This is a genomic window from Virgisporangium aurantiacum (genome assembly GCF_016863635.1).
Lineage (GTDB): Bacteria > Actinomycetota > Actinomycetes > Mycobacteriales > Micromonosporaceae > Virgisporangium > Virgisporangium aurantiacum.
Genome location: NZ_BOPG01000044.1, coordinates 117,200 through 134,060 on the forward strand (window position 1 = coordinate 117,200; position 16,861 = coordinate 134,060).

Below are 16,861 nucleotides of genomic sequence, written 5' to 3' on the forward strand. Positions count from 1 at the left end.
GCGCCGCTGACACCGGCCTCGTCGCCGAAATAACGGTTAGAACACTATCGCCCGGCGGACGCGCCTCCGTGCGGGGGGTTAGACGACTTCCTCCACCAGCATGTCGGGTGTGACGACCGACTCAGTGTCGGGAATGCCCAGGTCGCGGGCCCGCTTGTCGGCCAGGGCCAGCAGGCGGCGGATCCGCCCGGCGATCGCGTCCTTGGTGAGCGGCGGGTCGGCCAGCGCACCCAGCTCCTCCAGCGACGCCTGCCGGTGCTCCAACCGCAGGCGGCCGGCGCCGATCAGGTGCTGCGGTGCCGCGTCCGCGAGAATTTCCAACGCCCGGGAAACGCGCGCGGCCGCGGCCACCGCGGCCCGCGCGGACCTGCGCAGGTTGGCGTCGTCGAAGTTCGCGAGCCGGTTGGCCGTCGCGCGGACCTCGCGGCGCACGCGGCGTTCCTCCCACTTGAGGACCGTCTGGTGCGCGCCGATGCGCGTGAGCAGCGCACCGATGGCGTCGCCGTCCTTGACCACGACGCGGTCGACGCCGCGCACCTCGCGCGCCTTCGCGGTGAGCCCGATCCGGCGGGCGGCCCCGACCAGGGCCAACGCGGCCTCCGGACCCGGGCATGTGATCTCCATCGCGCACGAGCGGCCGGGCTCGGTGAGCGAGCCGTGCGCGAGGAACGCACCGCGCCACGCGGCCACCGCGCAGCAGACGTTCGCGGCGACGACGTGCGGCGGCAGGCCACGCACCGGACGGCCCCGGACGTCGAGCAGACCGGTCTGCCGGGCCAGCGCCTCGCCGTCCTTCACCACCCGGACGATGAAGTGGCTGCCCTTGCGCAGCCCGCCGGACGCGAGCACGTGCGTCTCGCACTGGTACCCGTAGACCTCGGAGATCTCGCGCAGCAGCCGCCGCGCGGTCTTGTTGGCGTCGAGTTCGGCCTCGACCACCACCCGGCCCGACACGATGTGCAGCCCACCCGCGAACCGCAGCAGCGCGGCCATCTCGGCCCGCCGGCAGCAGGGCTTGGCCACATCGACCAGGGCCAGTTCTTCCTTGACCTCGGCGGTCATCGCCATCGTGATCTCACCTCGGGGAAGTCTTCCGACGGGCTGCTGCTGGTCTGTCGCCGAGTGAGGCGACGGCTGCTGGTCTGTCGCCGACTGAGGCGACGGCTGCTGATTTGTCGCCGACTGAGGCGACGACTGCTGGTTGTCGCCGAGTGAGGCGACGGCGGACAGACTACTCGCGGACGCTCAGGATCGGCTCCAGTGCGGCCGCCAGAGCGACCGGATCGTGACGGGTGGTGGCGCCGCGAACGGCGACCGGCGCGAGCACCAACTCGGCACCCAGCGATTCTGCCGCACGACGTAGCGGCTCGGGGGCGCCGATCGCGTTCCCGTCGGCAAGAACTACATCGACTCGCAGGCCCGGTAGGTAACGGGTGAGCGCCGCCAGGTGATCGGGCAGTGACAGCCCCGACGTCTCCTGTTCCACCGCGAGGTTCAACGTGATCAGCCGACGGGCGGTGCTGTGCGCGATCGCGTCGGCGAGTTCGGGCACCAGCAGATGCGGGATGACGCTGGTGTACCAGGACCCGGGTCCGAAGATCAGCCAGTCGGCGTTCTTCGTGGCGGCGACCGCCTCCACGCAGGGCGCCGGCGCGGTGGGGTTCAGCCGTAGGGTGCGCACGATCCCCTTGGCGACGGCGACGTTGTGCTGACCGCGCACGGTGGCGACCGCACCGTCGGGACCGGCGACGTCGGCCTCGATCCACACCGGGTCGTACGACATCGGCAGCACCCGGCCGTTCGCCTTGACCAGCGCGGCCACGTGGTCGATCGCCTGCACCGGGTCGCCGAGCAGTTCCATCAGCCCGCAGAGCATCAGGTTCCCGACCGGATGGCCGGTGAGCGGGTCCGAGCCGGCGAACCGGTGCTGCAGCAGGGCGGCCGTCTGGCCGGCGGCGGGGTCGGCGTCGTCGGCGAGCGCGGCGAGGGCCTGCCGGATGTCACCGGGCGGCACGATTCCGCGGTCGGCGCGTAGGCGTCCACTCGAACCCCCGTCGTCACCGACGGTGACGACGGCCGTGAGCTCCAACGGCATCTTCGCTTGCAGCGCACGCAGGGCCCGCAGCGATGCCGCAAGCCCGTGACCGCCGCCGAACGCGACGATCCTCGTCATTCACGCCCCAGATCGCGGTGCTGGGCGGTGGCACTCAGCCGGACCTCGCGTAAGCGGCGCGCCAGTTCCTCCACGATCGCGACACTACGGTGTTTCCCGCCGGTACACCCGACGGCCACCGTCAGATACCTCTTGCCCTCGCGCTCGAATCCGGGGGCGGTGGCGTTGATCAGCCGGGCGTAGGTCTCCACGAACGTGCGCGCGCCGTGCTGGCCCAGCACGTACTTGCTGACGTCTTCGTCGCGCCCGGTGAGTTCCTTCAGCTCCGGAACCCAGTACGGGTTGGGCAGGAAGCGGGCGTCGAGCACGAAGTCGGCGTCGGGCGGCAGGCCGTACTTGAAACCGAAGGACAGCGCGGTGACCTTCAGCCGTCGTGCGTCCTCCCCCGCGAACATTTCCTCCACGCGGGAGCGAAGCTGGTTCACGTTCATGTGGGTGGTGTCGATCAGCACGTCGGCCTGCTCGCGCGCGTCGAGCAGCAGGTCGCGTTCGGCGGCGATGCCGTCGGAGAGCCGGCCGTCGCCCTGCAGCGGGTGGGCCCGCCGGACGCTCTCGAACCGCCGGATGAGCGTCTTGTCGTCGGCGTCGACGAACACGATGCGGGGGTGGAAACCCCGGTCGCGCAACGCCTTCACCGCACCGGTGAGGTCGGTGGAGAACGCCCGGCTGCGCACGTCGAGCACCATCGCGGTGCGGCGGGCGGTGCCGCCGGCCGCGTACGCGAGTTCGGCCATCTCGATCAGCAGGGTCTGCGGCAGGTTGTCGACCACGTAGTAGCCGACGTTCTCCAGTGCGCGGGCCACCGTGCTGCGGCCGCCGCCGGACAGACCCGTAACGATCACGAGGTCGGTGTCGGCCCGGGTACCCTCGGTTATCACCGCTTCGCTGGTATCACTCACCACGCGACGATCCTAGGCGCCTTGTTTGACGGATCCGTTGCCGTTGGGAGTACTCCCACTTTCGGCGTTCAATGCTTCGAGGATCGACTCCGCCGTCCGCCGGCCGATTCCCGGCACCTCGACGATCTCGTCGACGCTCGCGTTCATCAGCCGCTTGACCGAGCCGAACTTCTTGAGCAGCGCCTTGCGCCGCACCTCGCCCAGGCCCGGCACGTCGTCGAGGGCGGACGAGATCATCCGCTTGGACCGCTTCTGCCGGTGGTAACGGATCGCGAAGTCGTGCGCCTCGTCACGCAGCTGCTGTAGCAGATACATCCCCGCCGAGTGGCGCGGCAGGATCACCGGGAACTCGTCGGCCGGCAGCCACACCTCCTCCATCCGCTTGGCCAGCCCGCACACCGCCACGTCGGTGACGCCCAGCTCGGCGAGCACCAGGCCGGCGGCGTTGACCTGCGGGGCACCGCCGTCGACCACCACCAGTTGCGGCGGGTAGGCGAACTTGCGCGGCCGGCCGGTCTCCGGATCGAGCGGCTGGGCGGCGGCGGCGATGGTCTCCGCCTTCAGCCGGTGGAACCGCCGGCGCAGCACCTCGGAGATCGCCGACACGTCGTCGGTGGCACCGGTGATCGCGAACCGGCGGTACTCGCTCTTGCGCGGCAGGCCGTCTTCGAAGACGACCATGCTGGCGACCACGTCGGTGCCCTGGATCTGGCTCACGTCGTAACACTCGATGCGCAGCGGCGGAGTCTCCAGCGCCAGCGCGTCGCCGATCTCGTCGAGCGCCTTGCTGCGGGTGGTGAGGTCGCCCGATCTTCTGAGCTTGTGCTGGACGAGCGCCTGGTCGGCGTTGCGCTTCACGGTTTCGGCGAGCGTCTTCTTGTCGCCGCGCTGCGGCACCCGGATCGTGACCCGGCTGCCCCGCCGTTCGCTCAGCCACTCGGCGAGCGCCTCGACGTCGTTCGGCAGCTCCGGCACCAGGAGCTCGCGCGGGATGTCGGTTTCGCCGTGCTCACCCCCGTAGACCTGGGAGGCGAAGTGGTGCACGAGGTCGCCCGGGGTGAGATCTTCGGTCTTCTCCACCACCCAGCCGCGCTGGCCGCGGACCCGGCCACCGCGCACCGTGAACACCTGCACGGCCGCTTCGAGCGGGTCGTCGGCGAACGCCACCACGTCGGCGTCGGTGCCGTCGCCGAACACGACCGTCTGCTTCTCCATCGCCCGCCGGAGCGCCGCGAGGTCGTCGCGGAGCCGGGCGGCCTTCTCGAACTCCAGCTCCTCGGAGGCCTCGGCCATCTCCTTGGTGAGCCGCCTGACCATGACGTCGGTGCGGCCGGCCATGAAGTCGCAGAAGTCGAGGGCGATCTGGCGGTGCTCGTCTTGCGTGACCCGGCCGACGCACGGCGCCGAGCACTTGCCGATGTAGCCGAGCAGGCACGGCCGGCCGGACATGCTGGCGCTCTTGAACACGCCCTTCGAGCAGGTGCGGGCCGGAAACACCCGCAGGAGCAGATCGAGCGTCTCGCGGATGGCCCAGGCGTGTGAATAAGGACCGAAATAGCGGACGCCCTTGCGCTTGGCGCCGCGCATCACCTGCAGCCGCGGGTACTCCTCGTCGAGCGTGACGGCGAGGTAGGGGTAGCTCTTGTCGTCGCGGTACCGCACGTTGAACCGCGGATCGAACTCCTTGATCCACGCGTACTCGAGCTGCAGCGCCTCGACCTCGGTGCGCACCGTGACCCAGTCGACCGACGCGGCCGTGGTGACCATCTGCTGGGTGCGCGGATGCATCGACCAGGTATCGGCGAAGTACGAGTTCAGCCGTTGGCGCAGGCTACGGGCCTTGCCGACGTAGATGACCCGTCCGGACGGATCGCGGAACCGGTATACGCCGGGCTCTTCGGGAATCGACCCCGTCGGCGGACGGTAGGTGGACGGGTCAGGCACGTCTTCGAGCCTACTTCCGGGGTACGTCAAAACCCGGCGGCAGGGTTGCCGCCGGGTTCGTGGGACGCCCGCTCAGCTCAGGACGACCTGGCCGTTCTCGACCTTCACCGTCTTGCTCTGCAACGGCTTGGTGGCCGGTCCGCCCGTCGGCGAGCCATCGGAGATCTTGAACCTGCTGTCGTGGCACGGGCAGATGATCACACCGTTCTCCACCTTCGAGACCGCGCACCCCTGGTGGGTGCAGGTCGTCGAGAACGCCTTGACCTGGCCGGCGGTGGGCTGGGTGACCACCACCTTCTCCGCCGCGAAGATCTTTCCGCCGTTCACCGGGATATCGGCGAGCGCGGCGATCCCGGCTGCGGCGCCCGCTCCCGTACTGGCGGAAGTGGTCGCCCCTCCGGTGGGCTGAGTGACGGTGTCACCCGTGTCGACGTCTGGTTCGTCTTCGCCGCACGCCGCCAGTGCAACTGTCGCCGATAGGCCAGCGGCGCCCGCGATCACGGTGCGTCGGGTCGTCTCGGTCATCTTCGCTCCTCACGGTGTCCGAATATTCCGATCTCAAGTACATACGTTGTTGCTTCAGCAAGTGTTCAAAAACCGAGATCACGATTTGCTTTCCTGACGCTGGTAAAAACCTGTGTAAACCACGCCAGAAAGTAGCTTGAAGGTGACGCCGCGTATTGGCACATCGCGATCTTGGACTCCCACAAGGCCAAGATCGCGGGGGTGGTACCGGGCGCCCCCAGGGGTCAGCCGCGGGTGCGCTTGGCGGGGGCCTTGGTGGCCTTTGCCGCGCCGGTCGACTTGGTCGCCCTGGTGGCGCTGGTGGCGCTGGTCGACTTCGCGGCGCTGGTGGACTTAGCGGCGCTGGTGGACTTGGCCGCCCGGGTCGACTTCGCCGCGGTCGCCTTGGCCGGGGCTGCGGTCGACTTCGATGCGGCGGCCGTCGACTTGGCCGGAGCGGCGGTCGACTTGGTCGCCCGGGTTGCCTTTGCGGGCGTACCGGTCGACTTCGATGCGGCGGTCGCCTTTGCCGGGGTGGTCGCCTTTGCCTGCGCGGGTGCCGGGGCGCCGTTGGTGCGGGCGCCGTTGCCATTGCCGTTGCCGTTGGCCTTGCGGGCGCGTACCACCGCCGCCCCGCCGCCCGCTACCGGGGACTCGTGGAGGATCGGGCGGAGGAAGTCACCGGTGGCGCTTTCCTCGATGTTGGCGATCTCCTCCGGAGTGCCGATGCCGACCACCAGGCCGCCCTTGTGCCCGCCCTCGGGACCCATCTCGATCACCCAGTCGGCGGTCTTGATGACGTCGAGGTTGTGCTCGATGACGATCACCGTGTTGCCCTTGTCGACCAGGCTGTGCAGCACGGCCAGCAGCTTGCGGATGTCTTCGAAGTGCAGGCCGGTGGTGGGCTCGTCGAGCACGTAGACGGTGCGGCCGGTGGAGCGCTTCTGCAGCTCCGACGCGAGCTTCACGCGCTGGGCCTCGCCGCCGCTCAGGGTGGGTGCCGGCTGGCCGAGGCGGACGTAGCCGAGACCCACGTCGACCAGCGTCTTCAGGTGGCGGTGGATGGCGGGGATCGCCGTGAAGAACTGCTCGGCCTCCTCGATCGGCATGTCGAGGATCTCGGCGATCGTGCGGCCCTTGTAGTGGACCTCGAGCGTCTCGCGGTTGTACCGGGCGCCCTTGCACACCTCGCAGGGCACATAGACGTCGGGGAGGAAGTTCATCTCGATCTTGATCGTGCCGTCGCCGGCGCAGGCCTCGCAGCGGCCGCCCTTGACGTTGAACGAGAAGCGGCCGGGGCCGTAGCCGCGGACCTTGGCCTCGGTGGTCTCGGCGAACAGCTTGCGGACGTTGTCGAACACGCCGGTGTACGTGGCCGGGTTCGAGCGCGGCGTGCGGCCGATCGGTGACTGGTCGACGCCGACCACCTTGTCGACCTGGTCGAGCCCGCTCACCCGCAGGTGCCGCCCGGGCACCAGCCGCGCGCCGTTGATCTGGTTGGCGAGCACCTGGTACAGGATGTCGTTGACGAGCGTCGACTTGCCCGACCCGGACACGCCGGTGACGGCGACGAACTGCCCGAGCGGGAACGACACGGTGAGGTTGCGCAGGTTGTGCTCGCGCGCGCCGTGCACGGTGATCTCCCGGCCCGGCGTGGCCGGCCGGCGCACCTCGGGCATGGTGATGTACCGCTGACCGGACAGGTACGCGCCGGTGATCGACTTCTGGTTGGTGAGCAGCCCGTCGACCGTGCCGCTGTGCACGATCTCGCCGCCGTGCTCGCCGGCGCCGGGGCCGATGTCGACCACCCAGTCGGCCGTGCGGATGGTGTCTTCGTCGTGCTCGACGACGATGAGCGTGTTGCCGAGCTTGCGCAGCCGCATCAGTGTCTCGATGAGCCGGTGGTTGTCGCGCTGGTGCAGGCCGATGCTCGGCTCGTCGAGCACGTAGAGCACGCCGACGAGCCCGGAGCCGATCTGCGTGGCCAGCCGGATCCGCTGCGCCTCGCCACCCGACAGCGTGCCGGCCGCCCGGTTCAGGGACAGGTAGTCGAGGCCGACGTCGACGAGGAACCGCAGCCGGGCGTTGATCTCCTTGAGCACCCGCTCGGCGATCATCTTCTGCCGGGCGGTGAGGGCCATCGCGCCGAGCAGGTCGGCGCACTCGCCCACCGACAGCGCGCAGACCTCGGCGATGTTGCGACCGTCGATGGTGACGGCCAGCACCTCGGGCTTGAGCCGCGTGCCGCCGCAGCGGGGGCACGGGACGTCGCGCATGTACCCCTCGTACTTCTCGCGCGACCAGTCGCTGTCGGTGTCGGTGTGGCGCCGCTCGATCCACTGCACGACGCCCTCGAACCCGGTGTAGTACGACCGCTCACGGCCGTACTTGTTGCGGTACCGGACGTGCACCTGGTCTTCGGCGCCGTGCATGATCGCCTTCTGCGCGCGGGTGGACAGCGCCCGCCACGGGGTGTCGAGGCTGAAGCCCTCGTCGTTGCCGAGCGCCTCGAGCAGCCGCAGGAAGTACTCAAGCGTGGTGCCGGTGGCCCACGGCGCGATCGCGCCCTCGCGGAGCGTGCGCTCCGGGTCGGGGATGATCAGCTCGGGGTCGACCTCTTTCTTGGTGCCGAGGCCGGTGCACTCCGGGCAGGCGCCGTACGGGGCGTTGAACGAGAACGACCGGGGTTCGAGGTCTTCGATCGCCAGCGGGTGGTCGTTGGGGCAGGCCAGGTGCTCGGAGAACTTGCGCTCGCGATCGGGGTCGTCTTCCGGGAGGTCGACGAAGTCGAGCACCACGATGCCGTTGGCCAGGGCCAGCGCCGACTCGATGGAGTCGGTGAGCCGCTGCTTGCCGGACGGCTTGACGGCCAACCGGTCGACGACCACCTCGACCGTGTGCTTCTCCTGCTTCTTGAGCTTCGGCACCTCGGTGAGCGGATACACCACGCCGTCTACCCGGGCCCGCGCGTAGCCCTTGGACTGCAACTCGGCGAACAGGTCGACGTACTCGCCCTTGCGGCCGCGCACCACCGGCGACAGCACCTGGAACCGGGTGCCCTCCTGCATCGCCAGCACCCGGTCGACGATCTGCTGCGGGGTCTGCCGGGAGATCGACTCGCCGCAGACCGGGCAGTGCGGCTCACCCACCCGCGCGTACAGCAGGCGCAGGTAGTCGTAGACCTCGGTGATCGTGCCGACGGTCGACCGCGGGTTGCGCGACGTGGACTTCTGGTCGATCGAGACCGCCGGGGACAGGCCCTCGATGAAGTCGACGTCGGGCTTGTCCATCTGGCCGAGGAACTGCCGCGCGTACGAGGACAGCGACTCGACGTACCGCCGCTGACCCTCCGCGAAGATCGTGTCGAACGCGAGGCTGGACTTGCCCGAGCCGGACAGCCCGGTGAAGACGATCATCGCGTCGCGGGGCAGGTCGAGACTGACGTCACGCAAGTTGTGCTCGCGCGCGCCCCGGATGATCAGTTGGTCGGCCACGTCACCCTCTGTAACTAGATTCGAGGTCGGGTATCAGCGGGGCCACTGTAGCGAGGCCCTATGACAAAAACGCTCGCCCAGAAGAAGCGGAGCCCCGTACGGGTGTGCCAGCCCTTTAACCAACTCTACGGCCTCGCTCGTCTCCTCTGCTCGGCCCGCCGGTGCCGGTAGATCTCGGACTTCGTGACGCGCGCCTCACGCCGTCGCGTCGCGAAAGTGAGCTCGCGTTTGAGCTTGCGCCAGCTCGCCAACCGGCGCGGCGCGAGCTCACCCGAGGCGACCGCGTCGAGCACCGCGCATCCCGGTTCGTGGTCGTGCGCGCACCGTTTGAAGCGGCACAGCTCGGCCAGCGCCCGGATGTCGTCGAACGCGTCGTCGAGGCCCGCCTCCGAGGTGAACATGCCCACCTGGCGCAGGCCGGGCGTGTCGAGCACGGCTCCGCCGCCCGGCACGGGAACCAGTGCCCGGAACGTGGTGGTGTGGCGTCCGCGTCCGTCGGCGCGCTGCTCCTGCGTCCACATGACGGTTGTGCCGACGATGGCATTGACCAGGCTCGACTTGCCCGCGCCCGACGGGCCCAGCAGCCCCAACGTGCGGCCCGGCCGCACGTGGGGCCGGAGCAGGTCGAGCCCGGCGCCGGTTCGTGCACTCAGAGTGACGATCGGCACACCCGGTGCCGCCATCGCCACCGACTCCGCCACCGACGCCGGGTCGGCGAGCAGGTCGGCCTTCGTGAGAATGATCAAAGGTGACGCTCCGCAGGCGTACGCCAGTGCCAGGAGGCGCTCGATGCGGCCGAGATCGGGATCGGGATCGAGGGGCTCGACCACGGCGGCCGTGTCGAGATTGGCGGCGAGCACCTGCCCGCCGGAGTCCTTGCTGACGGTGGCCCGCACCACGGCCGTGCGGCGGGCGAGCACCGCTTCTATCGTGGCCCGGTCGTCGGGCCACTCCCGGACGGCGACCCAGTCGCCCGCACACGGGAAGGCGGCCGGGTCGGCGGCGGCCCGGTGCAGCACCTCCCCGCCGAGGCTGGCCCGCACGGGGCCGTGCGCCGTCAGCACGGAACAGACGCCCCGATCGACCCGCGCCACGCGGGCCGGCAGTTGATCGGGACGGTCGAAAGGTGAGTATTCGGCTTTGAAGCCGTCGTCCCAACCGAGGGACGACAGGTCCACTCTCATCGGAGGTCCTTCGTGGGGAGGGAGGTCAGCGCCGGCTGGAGGCGGTGATCTCGTGACGAAAACGCATGGTGAGCACCCTCCTCCCCCGGTAACGACAACGGCTGGCCAGCCCTTATGCGATGACGTTAGGCATCGGGCGGCGCCAAGGGAAACCGAATATCAGCTAGGTTCGGGGGGTGACAGCCGACCCGTTGCTGCTCGCCACCGAGGTGGCAAGGTCCGACGAGCGGTTGCTCGCCACCGCCCGCGAGCTCGACATATCCGCACCGTCCCGCTTGCCCGGGTGGACCCGGGGCCACGTGATCACCCACGTCGCCCGCAACGCCGACGGCTACGTGAACCTCCTCACCTGGGCCCGCACCGGCGTCAAGAAGCCGATGTACGCGAGCCTCGAACGCCGCAACGAGGAGATCCTCGAAGGCGCCGGCCGGCCGCTCGACGAGCAGTTGGCAGACCTCGCCGCCTCGGCGCAGAGGTTCGCCGACGCCGTCGACGCGATGACCCCGGCCGCCTGGGGTGCGGAGGTCTACCACCTGAGCGGTCGCCGGATGACGCCGCAGCAGGTGGTGTGGAGCCGGTGGCGCGAGGTCGAGGTGCATCACGTCGACCTGAACGCCGGCTACCGCCCCGACGACTGGCCGGAGGCGTTCACGCTGCACCTGCTCCGCGAGGTCGTGGCGGATCTCGGCGGCTGGGCGGGCGGGCTCACCGCGTCCGCTGATGATGTTGCCTTTGAAACGGTGATCGGCGCGGCCGCCGCGCCGATCACCGTGCGCGGGCCGGCGCGGGCTCTGGTCGCGTGGTTGATCGGACGATCGACAGGTGACGCGCTACGCACCGAGCCCGCGGGACAACTGCCAGCGGTTCCGACCTGGAAGTGAGGAGACGTTCGTGACGTACACCGGAGCGGTCACCCCGGGCGGACCCGCCGACGTGCGGGACCTGCCGGCGCTGACCATCTCGAAGCTGTCGGTCGGCCCGATGGACAACAACGCGTACCTGTTGCGGTGCAAGGAGACCGGCGAACAACTACTGGTCGACGCCGCGAACGACGCGCCCGCACTGCTCGACCTGATCGGCTCCGCCGGACTGTCCACTGTGGTCACCACCCACCAGCACGGTGACCACTGGCAGGCGCTGCTCGCGGTCCTCAAGGCCACCGGCGCCACGTCCGTGGCCCACGCCGCCGACGCCGACGGCATCCCCGACGTCGACGAAACCGTTGCCGACGGCGACGTGATCGCCGTCGGAGACTGTTCCCTCGAGGTGATCCACCTGGTGGGTCACACGCCGGGCTCGATCTGCCTCCTGTACCGCGACCCGTCCGGCTCCCCGCACCTGTTCACGGGCGATTCACTGTTCCCCGGCGGGGTCGGAAACACGTTCGGTTCGAAGGAGAACTTCACGTCCCTGATCACCGACGTGGAGCGGAAGGTGTTCGGCCGCCTGCCCGACGAGACGTGGTTCTACCCGGGCCACGGCAAGGACTCCACGCTCGGCGCGGAACGCCCGTCGATCCCGGAATGGCACGCGCGGGGCTGGTAGTCCCGGTCACTGCAGTTGCTGATGCAACGCCTGCAGGAGCTCCCTACCCGTGAACGGCTTCTCCAGCAGATGCACCCCGGGCGGCAGCGTGCCGTGTGACGTGAGCACAGGCTGCGCGTACCCCGACATGAAGACCACCTTGATGCCGGGCTGGGCGGCCTCCACGGCGTCGGCCAGGTCCTTGCCGAGCATGCCGGGCATGATCACGTCGGTGAGGAGCAGGTCGATCGGGCCGGGGTGGTCGAGGAGCAACTGCAGGGCGTCGGCGCCGTTGGAGGCCGTGAGGACCTGGTAACCGCCGCGGTACAGGATGCGCTGGGTCACCTCGCGGAGCGCGGGTTCGTCCTCGGCGACGAGCACGGTGGCGCCGCGGCCGTCGAGGGTGGTGCTGCTGGAGGTGGACTCGCCGGCGGCTTCCGCGACGGCGTCGGTGCTGGGTAGCAGCAGCGTGATGGTGGTGCCGTAGCCGGGCTCGGAGTAGATGTGCACGGTGCCGCCGGCCTGGGTCATGATTCCGTACACGGTGGCCAGACCCAGGCCGGTGCCCTGCCCGGCGGGTTTGGTGGTGAAGAACGGCTCGAACGCCTTGTCGATGACCTCCTGCGGCATGCCGGTGCCGGTGTCGGACACGCGGATGCGCACATAGGGGCCCGGGTCGAGACGGGCCCGCCCGGCGATGTAGTCGGCGTCGATCGTCGCCAGGGAGGTGTCGATGATCAGCCTGCCGCCGCCGGGCATGGCGTCCCGGGCGTTCACCGCGAGGTTGACGATGACCTGTTCCAACTGGCCCGGATCGGCCATCACGGCGGGCAGGTCGGTGCCGGCCCGGACGACGAGCGTGATGTGTTCGCCGATCGAGCGGCTGAGCATCTGCTCGACCTCGGCCAGAACGGTGTTGACGTCGAGGGGCCGGGGACGGATGACCTCGCGGCGGGCGAAGGCGAGCAGTTGGTGGGTCAGCTCGCTGCCGCGGCGTCCGGCCCGGGCGATCTGTTCGGCGTCGGCGGCGTAGGGGGTGCCGGCGCCGTCCTCGACGATGAACGTGGCGTAGTTGAGGATCACGGCGAGGATGTTGTTGAAGTCGTGCGCGATGCCGCCGGCGAGCTGGCCGAGACTCTCCAGCCGTTGCGTGCGGTGCATGCGGTTCTCGGTCTCCTGCCGCTCGGCCTCGGCCCGCAGCCGCTCCTGTTCGGCCTGCGCGCGCATCCGTTCGGTGATGTCGCGGACGGCGGCGACCACGATCAGGCCGGTGCCGTCGTCCAGGGCGCTGCACGAGATCTCCACCGGTAGCTCGGTGCTGTCGCGGCGCAGCGCGGTCCGGGTGTCCCACCCGAGCGACGGCGTCTCGGTCGGCCGGTCGGTGTCCAGCGGGGTGCTGTCGCCGGTGGTCCGCAGCACCGTGCTCGTGGCGGGCAGACCGTCGGGGATGAGCCGGTGCACGGTCATCTGGGCCAGTTCGTAGCGGGGGTAGCCGAACATCCGTTCGGCTTCGGCGTTGACCAGCACGATGTTGCCGACCTGGTCGACGCCGAGCAGGGCGTCGGGTGCGGCGTCGAGGACGGCCTGCACGCGCGACTCGGCCCGTTCGCGTTCGCTGATGTCGCGGGCGGTGGTGGTCATTCCGACGATGCCACCGTTGGCGTCGCGCAGCGGCGACAGGCTCAACGAGACCGCCAGCAACCGCCCGTCGGCGTGCAGTCGCGCGGTGCGGTAGCGGTCCACCCGTCCGCCGAGGCGGACCAGGGTGCGCGCCTCCTCCTCGTCGACCCACCGCTCGGCCGGGATGATCTTGTCGATCGGTTCGCCGAGCATCTCCTGTGCCGGGAAGCCGTACAACTGCTCGGCGCCGGGGTTCCAGGTCAGCACCCGGCCGGACAGGTCGGCCGTGATGATCGCGTCGTGCGAGGACTGGACGATCGAGGCGAGCAGGGCCCGCGTCTGTGCCGCCTCGCGGTGCGCGGTGTCGTCACGCAGCACCGACGTCACGTACATCGTCTCGTCCGGCGACGGGACCGCCGCCAGGGACACCTCCACGGCGAAGACGGTGCCGTCGCGCCGCCGGCCACGCAGGGGCAGCCGCCGCAGTGGCGGATGCTCGCCGGCCAGGTATCCGGCCCGCTGGGCCGGGTGATGTGACCGGACGTCGTCCGGAACCAGGTCGTCGACCGACCGCCCGGGCAGGGTGCCCGGCGGGTAGGCGAACATCTCGTGCGCGCGCCGGTTGGCCAGCATGATGACGCCATCGACCCGGCTGATGATCACCGCGTCGGGCGCGGTGTCCAACATGAGCCCGGCCAACGACTCGAAAGGATCCACCCCCGGCCCCCGTCCGCATGACCTGTCTCACCCAACGTAGATTCATTTGTACGCTGCGTAGTGGAAGATGGGACAATTCGGGTATCGGAGAGGTCATGACCTACGGATTGCACCTGCCCATGGGGGTCGACCCGAACCGACCCAGCGCGTCCCGGATCTACGACTACTTCCTCGGTGGGACGCACAACTTCGCCGCCGACCGCGCGGTGGCCGAGCGCGCCATCGAGCTCGTCCCGGAACTGCCGAAAATCATGAAGGCGAACCGGGCGTTCCTGCACCGGGCGGTCCGCCACGCCGTCGCCGACGGCGTGACCCAGCTCCTCGACCTGGGCGCCGGGATCCCCACCGAGGGCAACGTGCACGACGCGGCACTCGCGGCGGACCCACGGGCCCGGGTGGTCTACGTCGACCGCGACCCCGTCGCCGTCCTGCACGGCAATGATCTCCTCGCCGGCGTCCCGAACGCGGCGACGGTGCACGGCGACCTGCTGGACCCGGAGGCGCTGCAGGACGATCCCCAGATTCGCGCCCTGCTCGACTTCGACAGGCCCGTCTGCATCCTGATGATCGCCGTCCTGCACTTCGTCCCCGACGGACCCGCGCTGGACGCGGCGCTCGCCCACTACCGGACGGTGGCCGCGCCGGGCAGCTACCTGGCCGTCACCCATGCCACGAACAGCGCCCGGCCCGAGGAGATCAACCGGATCACCGACCTGTACAACCGCACCGGGACGCCGCTCGTCGTCCGCAACCGCGACCAACTGGCCACCATCTTCGAGGGCTGGCAACTCGTTCCGCCCGGCATCGTCTACGGCCCCGAGTGGCGTCCCGACCCGAACGGGCCGCCCGTCGCGGATCCCGCCTCGTACATCACTCTTGCCGGCGTCGGCGTCAAGGCTGGCTCCAGCGGTCGATGATGCCCGTGTCGGCCAGGGGTTCGGCCGGCGCGCCGCGGCCCAGCACAGCACCGCCCGGGCCGAGGGCCTCGACGGTGTCGAACGGCACCGGGACCGACAGCCGGGCCGCGCCGGCGGTCACCGCCGCCGCGCCGACCGGGGCGCCGCGGTAGAGGGCCCGCACCGAGGTGGCGCCGGCCGGCGGGATCACCAGGTGGTCGGGATCGTCCTCGCGCGGGCGGAGCACGAACGTGGCGTCGGGACGGATGGGGTCGCCGTCCGCGGTGAACACCTGGACCGGTACCCACCCGTACGACCCGCTCGACCAGCCGCCGAGCAGGATCACCGCCCAGCCGCCCTTGTCCAACCGCGCGACGGCCACCGCCGCCCGGTCCATCGGCGGCAGTGCGCCGGCCACCGCGGCCGGTGAACCGGCGAAGTCGCCGACCCACACCAGTGCCGGGGTCCCGGCCACGGGCGTGAGGGCGAGGGGTTGGGCCGCGGCCAGGACGCACTGCCGGGCGATCGACCGGTCGACCTGGACGCGCGCGGTGGCGAGCGCCTGGTCGATCTCCGCCTCGGTGGGTTCGGCCGGCCGGCGCGCCGGTGACGGCAGTTCCGCCCGTACGTCGCCGCCGCAGTCGACCTGCCACCACTCCGGTTGCGTCGTCGACCCGGTGCGCACGATGTAGGACCCGGTGGGTTCGGGCGTCCAGCGCGGGTCGGCGGGAGTGGTGGTCGTGGCGAACCGGCACTGCGGCGGCACGACGGCGACGTTGACGGTGGGTCCGCCCTCGACGGCGTACGCCGTGTGGGCGTAGGGCTCCAACCCGTGGCCGACCCGTTCGGCGCCGGCCACCAGCGTGGCGGCGCTCGCACCGCGGGCGCCGTACAGCCATACCGAGGCGTGCGGCCAGTTCCGCTCGTCGGGCTTGGTGAGCACCAGCACGGCCAGGGCGATCCGGTACGGACCCACGTCGTCGAGGAACGGCACCGTCACCCGGTCGACCGACAGCCGCTCGGCGGCGTACCGGCCCTCGCGCCAGTTGCGCATGATGCCGGCGGAGATCTCCGCGACGAAGGCGCCGTCGGTGCCGACCGCGCCGTGCGTGGGTCCGTTGGCCAGTTTCGCGGCCCAGGCGTTCACGGCCGAGAACTCGCGGTCGGGGTCGTTCTGCGCCGGCGGGGTCACGGTCCGCGTCCAGGTCATGGCGGACGCGGTGACGCCGAGCGCGATCACGAGGACGGCCACCACCACGGCGCCCGTGCGGCGACGCGCCGACCGCCGGCGACGGGCCAGCACCCGCCCGTACGGATCGGGTTCCGGGCGCAGGTCGTCGGCGATCGTGGCCAGTGCCCGGCCGATCCGCTCGTCGGTCGTCATGCCCGCCTCCCACTGTTGAGCGGGCGGACCGGTTCGAGCGCCTCCCGCAGCCGGGCCAGGCCCTTGGACGTCTGGCTTTTCACGGTGCCGACCGAGCAGCCGAGCGTGGCCGCGGTTTCGGCCTCGGACAGGTCGGCGACGTAGCGCAGCGCCACCGCCGCCCGCATCCGCGGCGGCAAACCGCGCAACGCGGCGAGCACGGTCTGCCGGTCGTCGACCGCGGCGGTGCCGTCGCCGACCGGGCGGTCGGGCGGCGTCGCGGTGACCACCTCCCGCGCACCGAAGCGACGCCACCCGCTCGTGCGCTGATTGATCATGACGCGGCGCAGGTACGCCATCGGGTCCTCGACCCGCCGCCACCGTCGCATCACCTTCACCAGCGCCCCCTGTACCAGGTCTTCGGCCTCGTGCGCCGACCCGGTGAGCGCGTACGCCAACCGCAGGAGGTCCGTGTACCGCGTGTCCACGAACTGCCGGAAGTCCGCCTCGGACGCTGACATCGCCCACCGTTCGTCGCCTCGT

Annotated in this window: 12 protein-coding genes and 1 pseudogene; 3 read left to right on the forward strand and 10 right to left on the reverse strand. The window is 70.5% G+C overall.

The features are described 5' to 3' along the window. Positions 1-78: 78 nt before the first annotated feature. From whiA to rsgA, 7 genes and pseudogenes are all read right to left on the reverse strand, one after another. Complete coding sequence (gene whiA, locus Vau01_RS32580) at positions 79-1,068, reverse strand: DNA-binding protein WhiA (protein WP_204000626.1); 990 nt, start codon at positions 1,066-1,068, stop codon at positions 79-81. Positions 1,069-1,231: 163 nt separating this feature from the next. Next, positions 1,232-2,173, reverse strand: a complete 942-nt coding sequence (locus Vau01_RS32585; protein ID WP_204000627.1) for a gluconeogenesis factor YvcK family protein — start codon at positions 2,171-2,173, stop codon at positions 1,232-1,234. Next, positions 2,170-3,075 (reverse strand): RNase adapter RapZ, encoded by a 906-nt coding sequence (gene rapZ / locus Vau01_RS32590; protein ID WP_204000628.1) that lies wholly within the window; start codon positions 3,073-3,075, stop codon positions 2,170-2,172. Before rapZ ends, Vau01_RS32585 begins: the two co-directional genes overlap by 4 nt. 9 nt (positions 3,076-3,084) lie before the next feature. Beyond that, positions 3,085-5,016, reverse strand: a complete 1,932-nt coding sequence (gene uvrC, locus Vau01_RS32595; RefSeq protein WP_204000629.1) for an excinuclease ABC subunit UvrC — start codon at positions 5,014-5,016, stop codon at positions 3,085-3,087. Between the two features lie 72 nt (positions 5,017-5,088). After that, a complete protein-coding gene (locus Vau01_RS32600; RefSeq protein WP_204000630.1) occupies positions 5,089-5,541 on the reverse strand; it encodes a Rieske (2Fe-2S) protein in 453 nt (150 codons plus the stop codon). A gap of 521 nt (positions 5,542-6,062) precedes the next feature. After that, positions 6,063-9,014 (reverse strand): annotated as a pseudogene (gene uvrA / locus Vau01_RS32605) (excinuclease ABC subunit UvrA); the annotation flags it as partial. 125 nt (positions 9,015-9,139) lie between these two features. Then, a complete protein-coding gene (gene rsgA, locus Vau01_RS32610; protein WP_204000635.1) occupies positions 9,140-10,198 on the reverse strand; it encodes a ribosome small subunit-dependent GTPase A in 1,059 nt (352 codons plus the stop codon). A 176-nt stretch (positions 10,199-10,374) separates the two neighbouring features. Between rsgA and Vau01_RS32615 the strand changes: the two genes are divergently transcribed. Next, positions 10,375-11,079, forward strand: a complete 705-nt coding sequence (locus tag Vau01_RS32615; RefSeq protein ID WP_204000638.1) for a maleylpyruvate isomerase family mycothiol-dependent enzyme — start codon at positions 10,375-10,377, stop codon at positions 11,077-11,079. Positions 11,080-11,089: 10 nt separating this feature from the next. Continuing rightward, positions 11,090-11,743, forward strand: a complete 654-nt coding sequence (locus Vau01_RS32620; protein ID WP_204000640.1) for an MBL fold metallo-hydrolase — start codon at positions 11,090-11,092, stop codon at positions 11,741-11,743. Positions 11,744-11,749: 6 nt separating this feature from the next. Here the strand turns inward: Vau01_RS32620 and Vau01_RS32625 are convergent, their stop codons facing one another. Continuing rightward, complete coding sequence (locus tag Vau01_RS32625; protein ID WP_308440496.1) at positions 11,750-14,059, reverse strand: PAS domain S-box protein; 2,310 nt, start codon at positions 14,057-14,059, stop codon at positions 11,750-11,752. A gap of 95 nt (positions 14,060-14,154) precedes the next feature. Between Vau01_RS32625 and Vau01_RS32630 the strand changes: the two genes are divergently transcribed. Beyond that, positions 14,155-14,976 carry an SAM-dependent methyltransferase gene (locus tag Vau01_RS32630; protein WP_239152030.1) on the forward strand — a complete coding sequence of 274 codons (822 nt, stop codon included), beginning with the start codon at positions 14,155-14,157 and terminating at the stop codon, positions 14,974-14,976. Here the strand turns inward: Vau01_RS32630 and Vau01_RS32635 are convergent. Both Vau01_RS32635 and Vau01_RS32640 read right to left on the reverse strand, forming a co-directional pair. Next, positions 14,951-16,339, reverse strand: coding sequence for a hypothetical protein (locus Vau01_RS32635; RefSeq protein WP_204000642.1), 1,389 nt, complete (start codon positions 16,337-16,339; stop codon positions 14,951-14,953). The two genes, Vau01_RS32630 and Vau01_RS32635, sit on opposite strands and share 26 nt — an antisense overlap. Continuing rightward, on the reverse strand, positions 16,336-16,839 hold the full coding sequence (locus Vau01_RS32640) for a SigE family RNA polymerase sigma factor (protein WP_204000644.1): 504 nt from the start codon (positions 16,837-16,839) through the stop codon (positions 16,336-16,338). The genes Vau01_RS32635 and Vau01_RS32640 overlap by 4 nt, the downstream gene beginning before the upstream one ends. Between the last annotated feature and the right edge of the window lie 22 nt (positions 16,840-16,861).